The sequence below is a fragment of the Peribacillus sp. TH27 genome (assembly GCF_016650915.1).
Lineage (GTDB): Bacteria > Bacillota > Bacilli > Bacillales > DSM-1321 > Peribacillus > Peribacillus butanolivorans.
The window spans coordinates 3,631,096-3,648,877 of record NZ_JAEKEV010000002.1 but is presented as its reverse complement, the minus strand read 5'-3'; the positions used below and the strand labels follow the sequence as shown (position 1 = coordinate 3,648,877).

General features: G+C 38.9%; 20 protein-coding genes and 1 pseudogene. 7 read left to right on the top strand and 14 right to left on the bottom strand.

Going from position 1 to position 17,782, the window contains the following annotated elements:
* Nucleotides 1-10 precede the first annotated feature (10 nt).
* From JFU24_RS18885 to JFU24_RS18860, 6 genes and pseudogenes are all read right to left on the bottom strand, one after another.
* Nucleotides 11-726 (bottom strand): annotated as a pseudogene (locus JFU24_RS18885) (MOSC domain-containing protein).
* Between the two features lie 129 nt (nt 727-855).
* A complete protein-coding gene (locus JFU24_RS18880) occupies nt 856-1,254 on the bottom strand; it encodes a hotdog fold thioesterase (RefSeq protein WP_201187179.1) in 399 nt (132 codons plus the stop codon).
* A gap of 138 nt (nt 1,255-1,392) precedes the next feature.
* Complete coding sequence (locus JFU24_RS18875; RefSeq protein WP_201187181.1) at nt 1,393-1,956, bottom strand: 5' nucleotidase, NT5C type; 564 nt, start codon at nt 1,954-1,956, stop codon at nt 1,393-1,395.
* 16 nt (nt 1,957-1,972) lie between these two features.
* Nucleotides 1,973-3,067, bottom strand: a complete 1,095-nt coding sequence (locus JFU24_RS18870; protein WP_201222739.1) for an FAD-dependent monooxygenase — start codon at nt 3,065-3,067, stop codon at nt 1,973-1,975.
* A gap of 24 nt (nt 3,068-3,091) precedes the next feature.
* Nucleotides 3,092-4,186, bottom strand: coding sequence for a bifunctional diaminohydroxyphosphoribosylaminopyrimidine deaminase/5-amino-6-(5-phosphoribosylamino)uracil reductase RibD (gene ribD, locus JFU24_RS18865; RefSeq protein ID WP_056524761.1), 1,095 nt, complete (start codon nt 4,184-4,186; stop codon nt 3,092-3,094).
* Between the two features lie 13 nt (nt 4,187-4,199).
* Nucleotides 4,200-4,949 (bottom strand): GTP cyclohydrolase II, encoded by a 750-nt coding sequence (locus JFU24_RS18860; RefSeq protein ID WP_201222737.1) that lies wholly within the window; start codon nt 4,947-4,949, stop codon nt 4,200-4,202.
* A 236-nt stretch (nt 4,950-5,185) separates the two neighbouring features.
* On the opposite strand from JFU24_RS18860, the gene JFU24_RS18855 reads away from it, so the two are divergent.
* Nucleotides 5,186-5,581 (top strand): hypothetical protein, encoded by a 396-nt coding sequence (locus JFU24_RS18855; RefSeq protein ID WP_201187188.1) that lies wholly within the window; start codon nt 5,186-5,188, stop codon nt 5,579-5,581.
* A gap of 66 nt (nt 5,582-5,647) precedes the next feature.
* Here JFU24_RS18855 and JFU24_RS18850 read toward each other — a convergent pair whose 3' ends face one another.
* A complete protein-coding gene (locus JFU24_RS18850) occupies nt 5,648-7,144 on the bottom strand; it encodes a leucyl aminopeptidase (RefSeq protein ID WP_201187190.1) in 1,497 nt (498 codons plus the stop codon).
* A gap of 280 nt (nt 7,145-7,424) precedes the next feature.
* Here JFU24_RS18850 and JFU24_RS18845 point away from each other — a divergent pair, with 280 nt between their 5' ends.
* On the top strand, nt 7,425-7,907 hold the full coding sequence (locus JFU24_RS18845) for a divergent PAP2 family protein (RefSeq protein WP_201187192.1): 483 nt from the start codon (nt 7,425-7,427) through the stop codon (nt 7,905-7,907).
* A 9-nt stretch (nt 7,908-7,916) separates the two neighbouring features.
* Nucleotides 7,917-8,705 carry a cobalamin-binding protein gene (locus JFU24_RS18840; RefSeq protein ID WP_201250290.1) on the top strand — a complete coding sequence of 263 codons (789 nt, stop codon included), beginning with the start codon at nt 7,917-7,919 and terminating at the stop codon, nt 8,703-8,705.
* Between the two features lie 123 nt (nt 8,706-8,828).
* On the opposite strand, the gene JFU24_RS18835 is transcribed toward JFU24_RS18840, so the two are convergent.
* The 4 genes from JFU24_RS18835 to JFU24_RS18820 all read right to left on the bottom strand — a co-directional run bounded on the left by JFU24_RS18835 (nt 8,829) and on the right by JFU24_RS18820 (nt 12,161).
* Complete coding sequence (locus JFU24_RS18835) at nt 8,829-9,521, bottom strand: 3D domain-containing protein (RefSeq protein WP_201250289.1); 693 nt, start codon at nt 9,519-9,521, stop codon at nt 8,829-8,831.
* A 137-nt stretch (nt 9,522-9,658) separates the two neighbouring features.
* Nucleotides 9,659-9,976: a YuiB family protein gene (locus JFU24_RS18830; RefSeq protein WP_056524740.1), complete on the bottom strand. Its 318-nt coding sequence runs from the start codon at nt 9,974-9,976 to the stop codon at nt 9,659-9,661.
* Nucleotides 9,977-10,084: 108 nt separating this feature from the next.
* Complete coding sequence (locus JFU24_RS18825; RefSeq protein ID WP_176527503.1) at nt 10,085-10,564, bottom strand: NUDIX domain-containing protein; 480 nt, start codon at nt 10,562-10,564, stop codon at nt 10,085-10,087.
* Nucleotides 10,565-10,943: 379 nt separating this feature from the next.
* Nucleotides 10,944-12,161: an NAD(P)/FAD-dependent oxidoreductase gene (locus JFU24_RS18820; RefSeq protein ID WP_201187196.1), complete on the bottom strand. Its 1,218-nt coding sequence runs from the start codon at nt 12,159-12,161 to the stop codon at nt 10,944-10,946.
* Between the two features lie 486 nt (nt 12,162-12,647).
* Between JFU24_RS18820 and JFU24_RS18815 the strand changes: the two genes are divergently transcribed.
* A complete protein-coding gene (locus tag JFU24_RS18815; protein ID WP_201187198.1) occupies nt 12,648-13,640 on the top strand; it encodes an NAD(P)/FAD-dependent oxidoreductase in 993 nt (330 codons plus the stop codon).
* 330 nt (nt 13,641-13,970) lie between these two features.
* On the top strand, nt 13,971-14,252 hold the full coding sequence (locus JFU24_RS18810) for an NAD(P)H-binding protein (RefSeq protein WP_201187200.1): 282 nt from the start codon (nt 13,971-13,973) through the stop codon (nt 14,250-14,252).
* Between the two features lie 268 nt (nt 14,253-14,520).
* On the opposite strand, the gene JFU24_RS18805 is transcribed toward JFU24_RS18810, so the two are convergent.
* Complete coding sequence (locus JFU24_RS18805) at nt 14,521-14,883, bottom strand: HesB/IscA family protein (RefSeq protein WP_056524722.1); 363 nt, start codon at nt 14,881-14,883, stop codon at nt 14,521-14,523.
* Nucleotides 14,884-15,207: 324 nt separating this feature from the next.
* Nucleotides 15,208-15,444 (bottom strand): YuzB family protein, encoded by a 237-nt coding sequence (locus tag JFU24_RS18800; RefSeq protein WP_053348713.1) that lies wholly within the window; start codon nt 15,442-15,444, stop codon nt 15,208-15,210.
* A 309-nt stretch (nt 15,445-15,753) separates the two neighbouring features.
* On the opposite strand from JFU24_RS18800, the gene JFU24_RS18795 reads away from it, so the two are divergent.
* The gene (locus tag JFU24_RS18795) at nt 15,754-16,821 is read left to right on the top strand and encodes an NAD(P)/FAD-dependent oxidoreductase (protein WP_053348712.1); all 1,068 of its coding nucleotides are present in this window, start codon (nt 15,754-15,756) and stop codon (nt 16,819-16,821) included.
* An 85-nt stretch (nt 16,822-16,906) separates the two neighbouring features.
* Here the strand turns inward: JFU24_RS18795 and JFU24_RS18790 are convergent, their stop codons facing one another.
* Nucleotides 16,907-17,230, bottom strand: a complete 324-nt coding sequence (locus JFU24_RS18790; protein WP_201187203.1) for a YuzD family protein — start codon at nt 17,228-17,230, stop codon at nt 16,907-16,909.
* Between the two features lie 166 nt (nt 17,231-17,396).
* On the opposite strand from JFU24_RS18790, the gene JFU24_RS18785 reads away from it, so the two are divergent.
* Complete coding sequence (locus JFU24_RS18785) at nt 17,397-17,633, top strand: NifU family protein (RefSeq protein WP_053348710.1); 237 nt, start codon at nt 17,397-17,399, stop codon at nt 17,631-17,633.
* Nucleotides 17,634-17,782: the final 149 nt, after the last annotated feature.

The following is a 17,782-nucleotide window of genomic DNA, read 5'->3' as shown; positions in this document are numbered from 1 at the left end:
TTTGTATGTCTTAATCCTTTAAAAATACTTGATCTCCCAAACTGATTTCACCAGTTCGAATTACCGAGGCATACACGCCAAAATGATTTTTTCTTTCTTTGACTACTGTTTTTAAAAGAGATGGATCTCTTTTTGAATCGGTTGGATCGACTGTTATAATCATACAGCGCTCACAATGCCTTTTAATTTCCAATTCAACACGATCTCCGATTTGAAGTCTCTTTCCGAACCACTTCTCTTCTAGAAAGGGTTTTTTGTTCATTAGTGACAGCACCAAATTGTGCCTAAATCTCCTGCCATCTACTTCTTTTAAAGCTCTGTCAATTTGGCAATCGAGGCGTCGCTCACAAGTAAGATGCTCTCTTCTTCAATTGCTCCCAATGGAATATGTGCCGGTGAATACTCAACGAATGATGCCTCCTGTTTTAACAGCTGATCCATTTCTTCTTGAAAGGCTGTATCTCCCCAGGTTAACACGTTTCCTGAAGGAGTCTTCACTTGAATTTCCGGATAATGGTCCAGAGCTTCCTCTCCAGAAAAAACGGCTTGATAACGGACCATTTCAGGAACTTGAGTAATCGTTAAAAACTTTCCATTCTTATCTTTAAAGGCATGGCTGCGATCTCCATATAATCCATATCCCATAACCTTAGTTTTTTGTACCTGTTCCCCTGTAAACGATTTTACCGGGTGACGGGTTATCTCTTGTACATGACCAACCAGCATAAGAGAAAACTCCTTTCTAAACAATAAAGGTCTACAACATTACTATACTTAACCCAAGAAATGTAGAATCAAGAAAAGGAACTAAATTACAAAAACACTGCGTTATTTCTAAAATCAACTTCATTCATTTTACTCACTTTTTGGTAAATCAATTATAGCTAATGTACAGCGTGAGATGCAGATAAGTTGATCTTTGTTATCCCTGATTTTCACATCCCATACCATTGTTGACTTCCCTCGATGGATTATGTTCCCTTCTGCGATAACATGACCAGAACGCACGCCTCTTACATGATTGGCATTGATTTCAAGACCAACTACCGCTTGTTTCGTACTATCAACAAGCTGTATTCCACCAACGCTTGCGACTGTTTCCGCAAGGGCTACAGATGCTCCTCCATGCAATAAACCAAGCGGCTGCCTTGTTCGTTCATCAACTGGCATCGTCGCAACGACTTTCCCATCACTTATTTCTTTCATTTCAATTCCAAGCGTACCGATCAGTGACTTTTCGATATTAATCTCCATCTCTATACCCCCACATTTTGTTTTTTTACTATCTAGATAATTTTACCTTTTCATTAAGTAATACAACAGGAAATTATTATATATAAAAAGGATGACTCAGTTTAATCAAGTCATCCTTCATCCTATACTGATAGTGCGTTACTTTGAAAGAATCTCTTTCAGTTCCAACCAACTTGTCAATCTTGGAATATCCATTTCTCTGTTATAGGAGTTGTCCATAGCATATACTTTCGTTGGAATATCCAATAATGTTTCCAAAACTGCCGGTTTATCATCAAAGTAATAATCCAATTCCAATTCGCGAATCGTTTCAATTTTTTCATGATCCTTCATACCGCAGTAAAAATGTTCGTCCTTAACTGGAAAGCCGTTTTCGATCAACCATTTTTTCGTCCGTTCACCATGCTCCGATTTTCTGGCGGTAATGTAGTATATTTCATGTCCTTCGCTTTCAAGCTCCTGTAACGTCTCTACTGCGCCCTCAAAGGCTGGACAGGATGAATAATAGACTTCTTCCGCAAGGCTGTTCCACATCTTTCCTCCTGCCTCTTTATCCAACCCGAAAGCTTCATGGATCTCTAGCGTTTTTAATGCCCTGAATTCCGTTAACTCTACATTCTTATTAAGCTTTTTATTATAGAGATGGAACGCAAACTCCCTCAAATTAATAAGAGTATCGTCTATATCAAAACCAAATTTCATATCCTTCACTCCTCATTCAAACATAAACGGCAAACTGTGATGCGAAGGAAATTTCCTTGTCCACCTGAACGGCCTGTAATTTTTCAATCTCAGCTTTTCTTTTCGGCTCAGCCATTTTCAGACCAAAAAAGCTGGTATCCTGCTGCATGATGCATTCTTGAATAAGATCAGCTAATATATCTGCATCCTTCATTGCACAATTAAGGCCAAATGCGCCTGTAGGTGTCATCGTATGGGCCGCATCGCCCAATAAAGCAACCCCATCTTTTGTCCACGTTTCACAATAGCTACTGTGAACATCCAATAAAATAAAATCCTGCCAGGAATGAATATTTTCTCGCACCACACTCTTTAACTCTGGGAAGGCTAATATCAATTTTTCAATAAATGGCTCAAAGGGTTGTTTTCGCAGATGAGGATACGAACCATGTTCAATATTCCACCCGATTTGTATGAAACCTCCTGCCTGAGTGAAGAGAGCAAGCTGGGAATCATTGACCAAAGCCATCTTGATGGAAGGTTTCCATCCCTGTGGAGCAGGAATCTTAGCCCACAGCAAATCATAGCCATGGTTTTTAATAACCACAGGAATTTTCGCTTTCTTTCTAACAGTTGAAAATCTGCCGTCCGCCCCAATAATCAATGAGCTTTCCACTCTAATGTTGTTTTCTTCTTTTCGAGCTTCCACACCGGTAAATTGGCCCATTTCGTTCTGAATTAAGTCAGTCACCCTTGTGTTCATCATCAATTGAAAAGAATCGAGCTTTTCAGCTTCATTCAATATAGCAGTAAGCAGGTGATTCTGAGGGACATGGATGCCAAGGTTATCTTTAGTAACTTCGGGAAAAATCCGCTTAAATACTTGGCCGTCCTGCCAATATTCAATTTGCTCCATTCTAAGCAAGCCAAGCTCTTCCACATCCTCGAATAAGCCGTGCTTTTTAAGAATGCTTTCTCCTTCATCGTTTAAAAACTCACCCCGAAACTCTCTTGCTACTTCTGAATGCCTCTCAAGTAGGATGACTGATATGCCTTGTTTGGCCAATAGGTAGCCTAATAGCGCTCCTCCTGGTCCTGATCCGACAATACATACATCTGATTTAACCACCATGCTTTTTCACCTGTTGTCTATTTTTTATTTAGGATAAGCAATGATACAGATATCCTCTCCAGACATGTCCACACTAGAGATGGAAACATCCATTGCTTCATCCATTGTATCTACATTGATTCCGCTAAATGGTGTAAGCGAGTTTCTCCCGCCTAATAGTTTAGGTGCGACATAGATCAAGTACTTATCGATGAGTCCTGCCCTTAGGAATGAGGCGTTTACTTCGCTTCCGCCCTCAAGTAAGACATCCGTTATTCCTTTTTTATATAGTTCTTCCATCAGAATTCTCAAATCCAAACCCGCATCTGTTTTTGGAACAATAATGAATTCAATTCCCTTTTCACTTAAGGCAGCAATTTTATCTACAGATGCATTTTCCTGCGTCACAATCACGGTTTTAGCATCCGATACCTGAACAACATTGGCATCTAATGGAACACGGAGTTCACTGTCTAAAATAATTCGTATCGGGTTCTTCCCTCCGCCTTCTGGAAGCCGAGTCGTTAAGGATGGGTTATCAGCCAATACAGTCCCAATACCGATGAGAATAGCATCGACTTCATCACGAAGAAGATGAACGGAATGGCGAGACTCTTCTCCTGTAATCCACTTAGAATGGCCTGTATGGGTCGCAAGCTTGCCATCGAGTGTCATCGCATATTTGGAAATGACAAATGGACGATTTGTTATCATATTGTGAATAAAACGCTCATTCAATCTTTGGGCTTCCTTTTCCAAAACTCCGACTTCCACTTCAATTCCTGCATCCCGAAGAATTGAAATTCCTCTTCCTGCAACTTCAGGGTTTGGGTCTTGTGTAGCCACTACAACTCGACGTACACCTGATTCTTTTACTAAATTAGCACACGGAGGTGTCTTTCCATAATGAGAACATGGCTCAAGAGTGACGTAAAGAGTCGCATCTTTCGCATAATCCCCCGCCATTTTAAACGCATGAACCTCTGCATGCGGCTCACCCGCTTTACGATGGATCCCCGTTCCAGCGATGACACCGTCTTTAACTATAACTGCCCCAACTACTGGATTAGGATTCGTCTTTCCTTTAGCACTGGCCGCTAAATCAAGCGCCAATTTCATGTAATATTGATCATTATTCATAGCCACATTCTCCTTACACAATCAAAGTAGGCTTCTTTTGCGGAATATGCCCGGATTTCTTAACCTTTGTATTCAGATAGAAACTATTATCGTCTGTCAAACCGCCCCAAAGTGGGATATGGTCTTTAGCCGCAAGTCCATGCTTTTTAAGAGCGTTCAACTTTTTCGGGTTATTCGTAATCAAAGTTACTGGATTCTCACGCAGTTCTCTCAATACCCGAATGGCACCCTCATACGACCGTGTGTCGTCTTCAAATCCTAAAGCTTGATTCGCTTCAACAGTGTCATAACCTTCTTGTTGAAGCAAATATGCCAAGGATTTCGAGAACAAGCCTATCCCTCTTCCTTCATGGTCTGCAAGGTAAAAAATAGCGCCGCAACCATGCTCGGCTATCATCTTCATTGATTGGTGAAGCTGGTATCCGCAATCACAGCGTTTACTGCCAAAGATATCCCCTGTGTGACAGATGCTATGCATACGGACTAGTGCATCCTCCGACTTCTGGAAATCACCGTACACCAATACAGAAGATTGCTGACCAAAAGCCAGGTTGGCTTCTGAAAGCGACTCAAGTACTGTTTCCTTTTCGTTCTCAGTGCCATCTAACTGGAGCCATGTATACCATTGAAAAACAGTAGAGAAATCCCCTTGTTCAACTGGAAGATTCACCGGCCCCACAAGGCATAGATCATCTTTCCCTGGAGTTTTAATGATGTTCATTTTATCTATTAAAAGGTCTTTTGTTTGCTTGGTTATATTCATAATAACATCACCTATTTTATAATTTATAGTGAGCCTGCCCCTTACTTTAGGTAAGTAAGTATATTACTATACACTATACCTGTCAATGAATGAGTTTACAAATAATAGTGTGTGTTTGTTTCTAATTTTCAAGTAGGTTTTTCTCAAACCGCTATCATATCGGCTATCTATAATACATATTTTAACGTATAAAGAAAACGTGTCTATAGATAGACTCAGGAAAGGAAGGCAAGATTTTGGAGGATTTCCCTTATTTTTTATACGACCCTGACCTTTTTCCGATTTGTGACAAGGCAGAGAATATGTATCGAAAATCCGAAGGACCAATGTTCCGCCCCTTCTCGGCCGCTAATCCAGATATGTTAGTTAAATCAGCAAAGTCTTCGCAATCTTTACTACTCGATGTAAAAAAAGTCGTGGATACTTTAGCCACATCCATGCCCTTCTCCACCAGGTTAATGACTGCTGCTCAAGAATCAAAAAAGACTGTCGTGATCGATATGATTCGAAAGACAGGCGTCAAAACCGTACCTGACATCATGTATAGCCCTGATGGAATACGCTTTGATTTCCATCAAATAACAGGTGATGAAACGCGTATCATCGTCAGCTTGAAATGGAGGGATATGTAGGTAATGACCAATCTTTTCAAAAAACCGAAGCCCTTTTTTCGGCTTCGGTTCATTAAGTTCATTTGTTTACGATTCGAAAGTTTCAACTAACAATGCGAGCGTACGTGCCATGACTCCAGTAGCCCCCGCTGTGCATAATTCGGAACTAATCGAGGTCGTGGATGTTCCGGCAATATCCAGATGCACCCATGGAGTTGCTTCGGCAAATTCACCTATAAAGGCACCGCCCATGATTGCATGTCCAGCTCCACCTGGTGAATTATTCAAATCCGCTATTTTACTGTTGCGCACCCGTTCTTTGTCTTTTTCGGTAATTGGCAGACGCCACATCGGCTCTCCCGCTTCCTCTGAGGCTTTAAGGACTTGCTCATAGAATTTCACGTTATTGGTCATTGCACCCGTCATATCCATACCTAGGGCCGTTATAACACCACCAGTTAAGGTTGCAACGTCAACAAGATATTCTGCACCATGATGTTTAGCGTACGTTATAGCATCCGCCAAAACAAGCCGTCCTTCCGCATCAGTATTCAATACCTCAATCGTTTTGCCGCTCATGGCAGTAATCACATCATCCGGCTTAAAGGCATCGCCGCTGATCATGTTATCAGTAGAAGGAATGACAGCTACGACATTTTGATCCGGTCCTAATTCACCTATAATTTCCATTGCACCTAAAACCGCTGCCGCTCCTCCCATATCCGTCTTCATTCCGACGATTCCAGCCTTCGTTTTCAATGAGTAGCCACCAGTATCAAAAGTGATACCTTTTCCCACCAACCCGATAACATCTGTCCATTCTTCTTTGCCTTGATACTTAAGGACAATCATTTTCGGAGGTTCGACCGACCCTTGATTAACTGCAAGAAGAGCACCCATACCTAGCTTGAGCATGTCTTCTTTCTCAAGGATTTCTACTTCAAAACCATAACGTTCACCTAAAGTAGATGAATAGTCAGCTAGATCCTTTGATGTCAACAAATTCCCTGGTGTGTTAACCAATGTTCTGGCTGAATTCGTTGCTCTTCCAAAAATACGGCCAACATGAAGGGCAGCTCCAACTTCTTCGTTATCAAATTCACTATAGACCGTAATTGATTCAATATTTTTTTCAGCCTGATTCGATTTTTGTTTGTAGCCCGCAAACTTATAGGAAGCCAGCTCGAAAGCCTCAGAAAAGGCGTGGGCAGCATCTAGTGCATCTAAGTTTTCAGTCGTAAATGTATCCAATGCTATCGAAAGCGTCGTAAGTTTTGATTTTGCAATTGTTTTACACGATTTACCCAGAGCTTCACGCAACGTTTCAAGGGTAAGCTCTTTATCCTTGCCCAACCCTACAAAGATCAATCTCTTTACACCTAATTTTCCTAATGTATGTATTTTTACAACTGATTTTTTCTTGAAAGAGATTTCACCTGCCTTCACTAATTCAGTAAGTTGACCGGATAATTTCTCATCGGCTTCTTTTCCTATACCGGCAAATTTTATGGGCCGGTCAAAAACGCCTATAATCAGGCATTCTTCGATTACATCTATATTCAAGGAATTTTTTACTGTAAACATTCTGATACCTCCTCCGTTCGATTATCTTTATTATAACGAAATCTTCCGAAATTTTCGAATAAGGACCAATGTTAATAATAATAAGAGATATAGTTTAGAATACCCACCTTTAGAGAAATAGTATAAGAAAGATCATATTTACTCTTACAAGCAGGTAATCGACAGGATTTGATGGAAAGTATAATAAGGGCCAAATCGTCCGATGAAAGAAGCAAGATTACTTATTCACCTTTATATAGATTTCAACGTTATTTTATAATCAGAAAGAAGGCTGATACTTTTGGAATTATTTTTTAACTTCCCTTTAATCGCAGCATTAATTGCCATTTTCTTTGCTCAATTCATTAAAGTACCCATTCATTTTATCGCTTTTCGTAAAGTTAACTGGTCACTTCTTAACTCGACTGGCGGTATGCCAAGCTCTCACTCAGCGGCCGTGTCCGCTCTTACCGTAGCCGTGGGGATAGAAACCGGAATGGACTCCCCGGTCTTTGCCGTTGCTACCATATTCGCCGTCATCACGATGTTTGATGCGACTGGAGTAAGACGGCAGGCAGGAGAACAGGCGGCTGTCTTAAATCAACTCGTAACAGACTTTAATACGTTTGTCGAGCAAGCAAAGAATTGGCAGAAAAAAGCGGAGAAACAGAAACAGCAACAATTAAAGGAACTGCTAGGCCATAAACCTATTGAGGTCTTTTTCGGTGCCTTAACAGGAGTATTCATTGCACTTATTCTTCACTTTTTTATCTTTCAAGGGTAGGTGGTTAACATGAAAATAATCTCTCTTTGCCCAAGCAATACAGAGCTTTGCACATATTTGGGTATTGAAGAACAGCTGATTGCAATTGATGACTATTCAGATTGGCCTGAATCCATTCAGCATCTGCCAAAAGTCGGTCCGGATTTGTCGATAAATATCGAACTCGTAGAATCATTAAAGCCTGATTTGGTGCTGGCTTCACTGAGTGTACCTGGCATGGAAAAAAATATTGAAGGACTAAAGGAAAGAAATCTCCCTTATATTATTTTCAACCCGCAATCGCTTGAAGATATCGCCCAGGACTTGCTGACACTTGGCAAGGCCATTTACGCTAAGGATATAGCAGAGGAACAGGCTGCCAAATTCCGGGCGACTATCTTGCAATATAAAACGATTGCCGACAAAATCGAAACAAAGCCATCCCTATATTGGGAATGGTGGCCTAATCCCCTATTCAGCCCTGGGGGGGTTAACTGGTTAACGGAGATCAGCCGACTGGCCGGTGGGTATAATCTTTTTGAAGAGATAGATATGGCAAGTATTCAGGTTCCTTCCGAAGAGGTCCAAACAAAGAATCCTGATCATATTTGTTTAGCCTGGGTCGGTGTTCCTTTACGAAAAGTAAAACCTGAGCTGGTCAAGAAACGGAAAGGGTGGGCAGAGATAAAGGCTGTCCGAGATAATAACATTCATATTATGGAGGAACCTTTATTCTGCAGGCCTTCTCCTCGTTTACTAGATGGATTGTCAAAGCTGGCTATGACTCTTCACCCTGAGGCCTACAGCGGCATTAGGTAAGTCAATAAAGCATCTGCTATAACAAAAATTACATCAAAAAAGGCTGACTCCCAAGTTGAGTCAACCTTTTTTTAAACTCCTGATTTCCGTCGATTGGAATTTTAATAGTCATCTAGTTAGCTTTTAAAAGGCAAAGGAAGAAACCTTTTTGTTTAATGCCTTTTCGGCAATTTTATGCTTAAAAACCTGCCTAACTTTGGTTTCATTCAACTTGTTTAATTGTGCTTCTGATAAATTTCCATTCCCTTTTTGCACAATATATACTTCTAGGGTTTTCTTTCCCCAGTTTTCATACACATCTTGTACCGTTTCGTAGTATAGATCGAGGTGATTTCCTTTAATCGCTCCACCCTTATCTGCTACTACTCCAAACCCATAACCAGGTATCCAAAGGATGGTGCCTAGCGGAAAAACAGTAAGATCAGCAGCAATGGTGGAAAACAAATCCCTCTTCACCTTCACCCCTGAATATGTAATCCCATAAGATGGGCTTTCCGGATACTTTCCTGTCGACTCATACCCTGCTGTATATCCTGTTGCCAAAACCTCATGCTTAGGATATTTAGAGAGCTCGATTGCCTCTTCAATAGTTGCTGGACTATTGCTCATTGAAGCGGAGGCCGCTAGTGTTGTGACATGGCTCCCTCTATGTACGGCTTTATATTCGAGACCAATCATTCGATTTTGTCTCACAGCATCCTCTAAAGGGTGAACTTCTGACGATGCTCCAAAAACATGATTTAAGGTTGATTCAATAGCTAAGATAAATAATATGATGATAGCAACCCTCAAAAATAATGTCTTTAAAATCTTCATGTATATTTGTTTCACTCCTCTCACAAGGATATTTGTTCCCTTTCCCTAGTGAAAGTATTCATAAAACATAAAAACAATTTTTTATTTTATATACAAAAAATAAAAAAAGACTGCCGATAAATGACAGTCCTTCATATTTAAAACATTTGATATCCTTTATTTCTTAAAGTCTTAATAACGACTCCAGCTAAAACCGCTCCAAGTAATCCACTTGATAAAATTATAATATCCGCAGTATGCAAGGAAGTAAGGTTCGTCCCAAGCTGCGAAAAAGATATCCCCGGATTTCTGAAATATTCGATTAGCTTAGTTTCATTAACTATGATGATGAAAACGATTGGAAATAAGATGACCATGATCCATGAAGAACGAAAGAGCATATTAAGCAAAAAGCCTATACCAAAAAATAATATAAAAAATAAGAGTATTGAGATAATTAAAACAGGCAATGGCATGTTATTCTAGACCCTCCTTTAAAGCAACACTTTTAGTTTACTGAAAACATAATTGGTACGTCAACGACTTAATACCAAATAATACCGAACAAACGATAATTAACCAAATCACATAAATAATTTATACGATGTATATCCAAATTGATTTCCCGGGTTTAACCCGTCCAGCATAGTCTGCATTCTTTCCTTTTTAAAGGCTAATAGTTGTTCTAATAATAAAGATTGCTTGCCTTCCTGTATGAGTAAATCAGGATCATAAAATTTAGCTTCATACAATTCATCCAATTGAGCGGTCACTTCAAAACTAAGCGGCTTAAGTAAAAACACTAACATATTATCACTTATTTCCCCTTTAATGACCCCGCTTCTTACACCTACCATGCCTTCGATTTCTGTATGAATGCCTGTCTCCTCTAACACTTCTCTTATGACAGCTTCATCAACTGTTTCATCATTTTTGACAAAACCGGCAGGAAGAGACCACTGCCCCTTCAACCCGCCGTAACGTTTGTTGACGACCAGCCATTCACCCGTATCGGATATCACAAGACCAGACACAGCCAGCCAAACATTTTTGCAGCGTTCCACCAAATCCCACTTCCCTCTATTTAATTTCCACTATTAGTAGTGTAAACCCATTTTTCCCATAAAACCACAGAGAATGTACAATAGTGAGACAGATACTATCCGTTCATTCAAGGGTTTGACTTAATCAATTTATTAGCATCTATTTGGGATGAGTTCAATAATATGTCTGTAACGTACAAAACTTTATCAATCTAATCTTATACCAATACTTATTTTTCATTGTGTTCCACATCTGAATGGCACATACTCCTCATCTCTCACAGAGTGAGTATCATTATTTCAAGAACACATACTTGCTAAAGATTGAGATGTTTCCATATAATAAAAAAAAAGCCATTCAGGGAAAATCCCCAAACGGCTTTCGGAATATATTTTAAAATTAAAGGACGTTGAATTTACCCTTTTTAGCAACTAGGGAGGCTCCACCAATCATTAATAACGCTCTATTATCAACCATTTTCTTCATAAATGAAGCGGTTTTCCCTGTAACTTTCTTGCCGAATACAACGCCAATCGCATTGTCATCACCAAGTGAACATACAGTTCCTTTGTTTTCGAATGTGAAAGTCTCAAGGTCACTTTGGTTACGTACTAATTTAGTGAGGTTTTTCGCAATAACTTCACCTTGTTGCATAGCGATTTGTGCAGTAGGAGGATATGGACGATTAATTTCTTCGTTGATGATTAATGCACAGTCACCTACAATGAAGATATCGTCATGACCTGGTGCACGCATATCAAGGTTTACTTTAATACGTCCGCGCATTGCTTCAAAGCCAGAAGCTTCAATAACTGAGCTACCACGTACGCCAGCTGCCCATACTACAGTTCCTGCTTTGATTTCTTCTACTTCATCTTCGCCTTTTGCAACGATAATACCTTCAGGAGTAGCACCTTTAATCGGAGTACCGATTTTGAATTCCACACCTTTTTTCTCAAGGTAAGACACAGCATAGTCCACTAATTCTGGATCGAAACCCGGAAGAACAGCTGGTGCTGCTTCTACACAGTACATACGAACTTTTTGGAAATCGATATCGTATTCTTTACAAAGTTCAGGGACACGGTTAGCTAATTCTCCAAGGAATTCGATACCCGTAAATCCTGCTCCACCAACAACGATTGTTAAGCGATCTTCATTTTTCTCAACTTCTGAGCTGTAAGTAGCAAATTGCAATTGAATATGATCACGGATTTCACGTGCAGTGTTTACGTTAGAGATAGAGAAAGCATATTCTTTTAACCCTTGAATTCCGAAAGTTTCAGATTCTGGTCCAAGTCCTACCACAAGGAAATCATAAGAAACTTCGCCGTTTTCAAGAATAACTTTTTTATCTTCTGTTTTAACTTCTAAAACAGAGTCTTGGATGAATTTAACTTTACTGCTGTTGATTACACTTTTGATTGGGTAACGCACACGATCGTGGTGAAGAGTTCCAGCGGATGCTTCATGTAGCCAGGTTGTTTCATAGTGGTAATCATTTTTGTTAACTAATACGATTTCTGCTTCATTTTGACCTAATGCTTTTTGTAAACGAGTAACGGTCATTAATCCACCATAACCTGCTCCTAAAACAACGATAGTTGGCTTTTTCAAAAGTATTCGTCCACCTTTACGATATTTTCTTGTGATGCTTCCCATAACTAAAATCTATTGACTATCCTATAATTTCCATTATAAAAAGCACTCTTATACATTTGTGACTTATTTCACGTACTATTTCAAAATTGTCATAAAAAGTTCATAAAAATTTTACAAAATGATGTCTAAGTAAATATTAGTCGTTTTCCTATCCTTTTTCAAGTAACAATCTGAATTTTTTCTTAATTAAAATACAGATAAAAAATGACACTAATTACTTAGTGGTTATGCAGTATTTTACTACTCTTTTTATAGCATAAAGAGCACTTTTACCTACTTGACATAGGATAGCGAAGTACATTCTCATTCTATTTATTTAGCATGCCTCTCTTATTGTCGAAACTTTCTTACTTTTTGAATCTTTCTCCGTTTTTTAAAACTTTATCTATGGTAAAATAAGAGAATAAATTTTAGCAAACCTAGTATATCGGAGGGATAACGTTGGAAGTTAATGAAAAAGTTTATGATATTACCATCATTGGCGGAGGCCCAGTCGGACTATTTACTGCATTTTATGGTGGCATGAGACAAGCATCCGTGAAAATCATTGAGAGTCTCCCACAATTAGGCGGGCAATTATCAGCCCTTTATCCTGAGAAATACATTTATGATATCGCAGGTTTCCCTAAAGTACGCGCTCAGGAATTAGTCAATAATTTGAAAGAGCAAATGGCAAAATTTGAACAAACTGTAGTCTTAGAACAATCCGTTAAAGAAGTAGAAAAGCAAGCCGATGGCGTATTCAAGCTAACGACTGATAAAGAAATTCATTATTCTAAAACCATTATTATTACAGCTGGGAATGGAGCATTCCAACCGCGCCGCATCGAAATTGAAGATGCAAAAAAATACGAGAGCAACAACCTGCACTATTTCATCGATGACCTTAATCATTTTGAAGGCAAAAAAGTGGTGGTCTTCGGAGGCGGGGATTCAGCAGTCGACTGGGCACTAATGCTTGAGCCTATCGCTGAGAAGGTAAGTATCGTTCACAGAAGAGATAAGTTCCGTGCCCACGAACATAGTGTAGAAAATCTTAAAAATTCAAAAGTTGAAATAAAAACCCCTTACATACCTGCAGAATTGATTGGTATTGAAAATCAAATCCATACAGTGGTCCTTAAGGATACAAATGGTGAAGATACAGAAACTTTAGAAGTAGATGCAGTTATTGTCAACTACGGTTTCGTTTCTTCTCTGGGTCCCATTAAAGAATGGGGACTTGATATTCAGAAAAATAGCATCTTAGTGAACTCCAGAATGGAAACAAACATCCCCGGAATCTATGCTGCAGGAGATATTGCAACCTATGACGGCAAAGTCAAATTAATTGCAAGTGGTTTTGGCGAGGCTCCAACCGCTGTTAATCACGCTAAGCAATATATTGATCCAAAAGCAAAAGTCCAGCCTATGCACAGCTCCTCTATGTTTTAATAAACAAACTTTCAATACAATGCATGAACCGGCATAATCAAAGCCGGTTTTTTTATTGTCCCCATTTTCCTACTGTGGATAACTATTTTTCTTATGAATTATCCACAGTATTAACCATGTTTTATAACGGGTAGAGAATATTAGTAAAACAGAAAAAAAGAATGCACATATGAATATTTTAATTGCAGGAGCTGATGGAACAACTGGAAAGCATATATTATTGAAGAATCATTGAAGAATTTTCAAAAAATCCACAACTTACAGTGTATGGCATGATCCGGAAAGAAGAACAAGCTCGGACACCCTATACTTGCAGATTTAGGGGGTAATGTGGATAAAACAGTGGATAACATGAAAGCGATCATATTTTCAGCCGGACCCGGACCAAAAACAGGACCCGTTAAAACGACAGCTGTGGATAAGAATAGAGCAATTAAACTAATTGATGCTGCTAAGATGAACGGTATCGATCGTTTTGTAATGATAAGCTCTGATGGTTCTGATAATCCACAACAAGCTCAAGAAACACTTCGCCACTATCTCGAAGCAAAACATGATGCGGATGAACATTTAAAAGCAAGTGGAATGACTTACACCATTGTCCGTCAGTAGCATTGACCAATGACAAAGCTGTGGGCAAAATCACAGGTGAGGAAAAAGTCGACCATCCCCACAAATCAATTGAGCCGACGTTGCTACAGTTCTTGCTCATTCTGTCACATAGGAAAAAACATTTAATAACACATTTGAGATTTCCAGCGGCGGCAGCCTTCCAATCAAGGAAGCTCTGCACAATATATAAAGTATCGCTTAATTAATAAACATTAAAAAGGTGAGCACTTTAAAAAGTGATCACCTTTTTTTCAACAATCAAGATTTTTTAGCAATTCTCCGGTGTACCAGCGTTCTTTGCTGTTTTGAAAGAAGACCCACAACCGCATGACGCGATAGCATTTGGGTTTTCAATTGTAAACCCTCCACCCATCATCGTTTGTTTATAATCAATCACTGTTCCATTCAATATATCTGCATCCTCGTTATCCACAAGGATCTTAATTTCAAACTGTTCCAGCTGGTCATCTTTCTCTCCGGGCTCTTGTTCGAAGCCCATTCCGTAGGATAATCCACTGCAGCCTCCGCCTTTAACAGCCACTCTTAAAAAGGAACCTTCTTCACCATTTTGCTTCATCATTTCTTTTATCTGAAAAGCAGCAGCTTCCGTTATTTGAACAACTTCACTCACAATAAATCCCTCCTTCTTCTGATATGTGAGATAGACTATTTCTCCTTATATTATATACCAAAGAATTTCACCCGCTCAATTTTCCAGCTCGAAAAAATTAATCTTCCATCTCCTATTGTACCAACATTTTATAAAAATTAGGTTATATTAAGGTGTATAGATATAATGAACCAAGCAAATAGTCTTACTCTTAAAAAGGGGGGAATCTTTATCGAAGATTTAAGGCCTCTATATGACAAAAGCATGGAATGTCTTCTGTACCTATTTTATAACAAGCAAAAAGACTACCCCAAAAGGAACAGCCTTTTTGATTGTTATTGATGATTAAAACATTTGATACTCATCAATAAACTTATATATTTTTTCTACCAGTTCATCCGTTGTATCCCCAAAAATTACTTCACCATTTACAAGTGCGTATAAGTTACTGGAACATCTACCACAATGACCCAGACAACCATATTCAATAATATCTAAATTAGGATCGCGTTCTAATCTTTCCAAAGCCTCTTGAGCACCACTGGCTAGATTGCTTACACAAAATTCAATAATCGGATACATTGTTTCACCTCATCGTTATTAACAATACATCTTATTACATCTTCCATATACAGTCAATATTTACGCACAAAAAATAAGCCGATTTTAAGATACCAGTTGTGATTTCCCTTTATATTCGTTATACTTTTGTCGGGGTATGTAAAACAAGAAAATCATTTATTTATTTTTATTCTTATTAAATTGGGGCATATATATTTAATGAAATTTTAAAGGGATTCATTTGGGGGAATCCTATAGTAGGACATTTACTTTTACAAGTGAAATAATTAACAAATTTTTCAAGAGATCAAATAAAGGGGAAAAAAACATATGAAGAATTTAGTCATACTTGGTGGTGGCTATGGTGGTATGCGCATGTTGCAAAGATTGCTGCCTAATCAGCTTCCTGAAAATGTGAGCATCACGCTTATCGACCGTAATCCTTATCACTGCTTAAAAACGGAATATTATGCTTTAGCAGCAGGTACCATTCCTGATCAGCACATCCGTGTTGCATTTCCAGAACATCCTCGCTTGAAGAACGTATACGGAGAAGTACTTTCCATCGATATGGAAAATAAACAAGTTATTTTAGAAAATCAAGAGCCTGTTGTTTATGATGATTTAGTTATTGGCCTTGGCTGCGAAGATAAATACCACAATATTCCTGGTGCAGACACACATACTTATAGTATCCAAACCATTGATAAATCACGTCGCACATATTCAGCATTGAATAATTTAGGTGCTGGTGCAACTGTATCAATAATTGGTGGAGGACTTAGCGGTGTTGAGTTAGCCAGCGAATTGATTGAGAGTCGTTCTGATTTAAATGTTAAGCTATTTGACCGTGGACCACATATTCTATCTGCATTCCCAGAAAGACTAAGTACCTTTGTCGAATCTTGGTTTGATAAACATACAATTGAAATTATTCATCATTCTAATATAACCAAAGTTGAACCAAACCTTCTTTATAATGGCGATGAAGCCGTTCAAAGTGACGTCATCGTCTGGACAGCTGGCATTCAGCCAAGTAAAATAATCCGCGATATGGATATTGAAAAAGACGGTCAAGGTAGAGCAGTACTGACGCCTCAGCATTTCCTTCCATCTAATGATAGCATCTTTGTAGTCGGCGACTGTGCTAGCCTGCCGCATGCACCAAGTGCCCAATTAGCGGAATCACAAGCTGAACAAATCGTCCAAGTCCTTGTAAAAAAATGGGCAAATGAACCACTTCCAGAAAGCTTCCCTACCATGAAATTAAAGGGGACATTGGGCTCTCTTGGGAAGAAACAAGGTTTCGGTCTTGTTGCAAATCGTCCTATTACCGGAAGAGTAGCACGCCTGATGAAATCAGGAATTCTATGGATGTATAAATACCATAACGGTTGATTCAAGATTTCATAAACTGACCCAAGAAGTTGCGACAAGCTTCCAAACGGGTCAGTTTTTTTATTTTCCTTCCATTATATATCACTTAAACTTTATATCCATATTTCCCCATCACTTCCACCACTTTTTTAAGACGCACATTTCCTTCTGCAACGATTTCATCCTCAATGATGACAAGCGGATAAAATAAATCCTCTTCAATCATCTTTGCTGCAAAGCTTTTTTGCTTAATATTTTCTGGAGGATTAAACATATCGATATACGAAATTTTAAAGTTCTGCTCAGGAAATTTTCTCGTTAAAGCAGCTTCTAGCCACTCACACGTATCTTTCGAAGAGGGAAGATTTACACAACTTGCACAAATCTGTTCCGCCCCATATACTTCTATCTCAATTTCTTTCTTTACCATACTCTTCCTCCTTTATTTTAGTTTTTTAGCTTCATTTCGATAACTTTTTAAAACCATTCACCTGTTCCTAGCTTACTTGAATAAGATAGATTATTTTTCCGCAAGCTACAGTTGGATTTTTTACTATCTTCGCATTATAATATGATTAGGAAAGGAGTCGATTGCAATGTCTGACCAAACAATGGAAGCCCAAGTTCAAGATGTTCTAGATAAGCTTCGTCCGTTTCTTCTTCGTGATGGCGGTGACTGTGAACTAGTTGACGTAGAAGATGGAATTGTAAAATTACGATTACTAGGAGCTTGCGGAAGCTGTCCAAGTTCGACCATTACGCTAAAAGCTGGGATTGAGCGTGCTCTTCTTGAAGAAGTTCCCGGTGTAGTGGAAGTAGAACAAGTTTTCTAATAGCCTTTATAATAACGTATAACGTATATTAGCTAGAGTATCACTTCAGCTAATATACGTTCAACCATTTTAGATACACACAGCCAAGAACCTTTTTTGCCTGTTATAGAAATAAAGCTGACTCCTCTTTCGGTCCTATCAATTGAATT

Excerpts from the sequence above, each read along its gene's own strand:
- JFU24_RS18880 (WP_201187179.1), bottom strand. The coding sequence starts at position 1,254 with ATGGAGATTAATATCGAAAAGTCACTGATCGGTACGCTTGGAATTGAA.
- JFU24_RS18875 (WP_201187181.1), bottom strand. The coding sequence starts at position 1,956 with ATGAAATTTGGTTTTGATATAGACGATACTCTTATTAATTTGAGGGAG.
- JFU24_RS18870 (WP_201222739.1), bottom strand. The coding sequence starts at position 3,067 with ATGGTGGTTAAATCAGATGTATGTATTGTCGGATCAGGACCAGGAGGA.
- ribD (WP_056524761.1), bottom strand. The coding sequence starts at position 4,186 with ATGAATAATGATCAATATTACATGAAATTGGCGCTTGATTTAGCGGCC.
- JFU24_RS18860 (WP_201222737.1), bottom strand. The coding sequence starts at position 4,949 with ATGAATATAACCAAGCAAACAAAAGACCTTTTAATAGATAAAATGAAC.
- JFU24_RS18850 (WP_201187190.1), bottom strand. The coding sequence starts at position 7,144 with ATGTTTACAGTAAAAAATTCCTTGAATATAGATGTAATCGAAGAATGC.
- JFU24_RS18840 (WP_201250290.1), top strand. The coding sequence starts at position 7,917 with ATGAAAATAATCTCTCTTTGCCCAAGCAATACAGAGCTTTGCACATAT.
- JFU24_RS18835 (WP_201250289.1), bottom strand. The coding sequence starts at position 9,521 with ATGAAGATTTTAAAGACATTATTTTTGAGGGTTGCTATCATCATATTA.
- JFU24_RS18830 (WP_056524740.1), bottom strand. The coding sequence starts at position 9,976 with ATGCCATTGCCTGTTTTAATTATCTCAATACTCTTATTTTTTATATTA.
- JFU24_RS18800 (WP_053348713.1), bottom strand. The coding sequence starts at position 15,444 with ATGTATCCGATTATTGAATTTTGTGTAAGCAATCTAGCCAGTGGTGCT.
- JFU24_RS18795 (WP_053348712.1), top strand. The coding sequence starts at position 15,754 with ATGAAGAATTTAGTCATACTTGGTGGTGGCTATGGTGGTATGCGCATG.
- JFU24_RS18790 (WP_201187203.1), bottom strand. The coding sequence starts at position 17,230 with ATGGTAAAGAAAGAAATTGAGATAGAAGTATATGGGGCGGAACAGATT.
- JFU24_RS18785 (WP_053348710.1), top strand. The coding sequence starts at position 17,397 with ATGTCTGACCAAACAATGGAAGCCCAAGTTCAAGATGTTCTAGATAAG.